Source organism: Intrasporangium chromatireducens Q5-1, from assembly GCF_000576575.1.
Classification (GTDB): Bacteria; Actinomycetota; Actinomycetes; order Actinomycetales; family Dermatophilaceae; genus Intrasporangium_A; species Intrasporangium_A chromatireducens.
In genome coordinates, this window is record NZ_AWQS01000415.1 from 1 (window position 1) to 2,126 (window position 2,126).

Genomic DNA, 2,126 nt, shown 5'->3' on the forward strand with positions numbered 1-2,126 from the left:
CCCGCAACTATCAAGCACCAACCAGCATCAGGGGCCCACTCCCACGGCCCGAGGAGTCACGGCTCGAGAAAGCGGGACTCACTTGCGGATCACGGCGCGCGGGTCAGGTGACGTTGTCCCAGGTCAGCGCGTCGCACGCCGCGGGAACAGCGGTTGCGTGGTGCGATCCGAGACGCTACGAGGGACCCGAGAGGCCCCCGGAGAACCACTCGCAACCGCGATCAGCGACAACGAGAGGGCGAAGATCGACAGGGTCGTGGAGGGGTTCTGCATACAGTGACCGTGATGTTGCCTGCAGTTCCCTCCGCATTGGGAGGCGTGATGGCGAGCCAAGGGGACCTGGCCCCGCTGCGGCGTCTGCCCAACCATCTTCCGCTACAGCGACGCCGGGACGCTGGTCACCGAGCGCCAGTTCCGCGACCTGCTCGAGCACGGACCGATCATCCGGATGGCCGGCGGCGTGTACCGCAAGACAGCGGCCGGCCTCGGCGGTCATTTCGGCAAGCAAGGGAATGGCGGACCTGCGGTGCGTGCTGGAGCCGATGCGGTGACCGTGCATCTCCGTTCGAGTGATAACCGCCCACCGGTGTTCAACAGGCGGCTCAAGGATCGGCTTGGCCCATGTCGGCTACGGCTGGATTGCTCTGACGTAGCAGAGGGGATGCTTGCCATCTCCCTGCTACGGGATGCAGCTGCGGAGTCGGCCGCTTCGCCGGGCTGGCAGGTCATGCGCCGGCGGGGACCCGGGAGTGCCGCGCCGCGGGGTGGTCGCCGAGCGGCCGCGCGTGCCCGGGCCCGAAGAACCGCTCCCGGAGGGTCTCGCCCGGGGTGTACGCGGTGCGGTAACGGCCGCGCCGCTGCAGCTCGGGGACAATGTGGTCGACGAAGTCGGTGAAGGTGCCCGGCGAGAGGTGCTGGACGAGGTTGATGCCGTCGGCGTCGGTCCCGTCGATGAGCTGCTCGAGCCGGTCCGCGACGACGTCGGGCGTGCCGGCGATGAACAACTTGTTGTTCTCCGGGCGGGACAGGTGTTCCACGAGCTCGCCGATGTTCTTGCGGTCCTCTCCTTCGGACCACATCCGCTCGAAGGTCTGCATCGCGTCGCCGCCGCGGTACTCAAGGTAGCGGTCGGTGTCGTCGCCGGACAGGTCGATGCCGGACCAGCCGCTGAAGAGCACCAGGTGGCCCTCGACGTCCCGGTGCTGCTGGAGCAACGCCACTTTGGCGGCGACCTCCTCGCGGGTCGCGGCGGTGACGATCTCGACGCCGATGAACGCCTTGACGTGGTCAGGCTCGCGTCCGGCCTCGATGGCGAGCCGACGCAGGTCGGCGATCTCCTCGGCGGCCTGCGCGTCGTCGCGGGGCAGCAGGAAGACGCCCTCGGCGTGCCGGGCCGCGAAGGCCTTGCCCCGGCTGGAGGTGCCCGCCTGGTAGAGCACCGGGGTGCGTTGCGGGGACGGCTCGGACAGATGCGGTCCAGCGACCGTGAAGTGGTTTCCCTCGAAGCCGATCTCGTGCACCCGGTCCGGGTCGGTGTAGACCTGCCGCTCCGCGTCGCGGACCACGGCGTCGTCGTCCCACGACTCCTGCAGCAGCCGATAGATCACCTCGAGGTACTCGTCGGCGACGGCGTATCGGTCGTCGTGCTTGAGCTGCTCGCTCAGGCCGTAGTTGCGCGCGGCGTCGGGCAGGTAACCGGTGACGATGTTCCACGCGAGGCGCCCGCCGGTCAGGTGGTCGAGCGTGCCGAGGCGCCGCGCGAACCCGAACGGCGGCTCGTACGTCGTCGTCCCGGTCACCGCGAAGCCGAGGTGCTCGGTGACCGCGGCCATCGCCGGTACGACGAACATCGGGTCGATGTTGGGCACCTGCATCCCCGCCCGCAGTGCCGCCCGGCGCGAGCCCTGGTAGGTCGTGTACGTCCCGACGACGTCGGCGAGGAAGACCGCGTCGAACAGGCCACGCTCGAGGGTCCGGGCGAGGTCGGTCCAGTAGGACAGCTTCGTGTAGTCGGTGCGCCGGTTGCCGGGGACGCGCCAGAGGCCGTGGTTGATGTGGCCGGGGGTGGCCATCTCGAAGCCGTTGACGTGGATGAGCTTGGACATCGGGTTTCCTTTGGTGGCTGG

The 2,126-nt window shown here is 69.0% G+C and carries 1 protein-coding gene; it reads right to left on the reverse strand.

The features are described 5' to 3' along the window. Nucleotides 1–725 precede the first annotated feature (725 nt). On the reverse strand, nt 726–2,126 hold a 1,401-nt coding region (locus tag N864_RS21770), incomplete at its 5' end, for an LLM class flavin-dependent oxidoreductase (protein ID WP_205621033.1).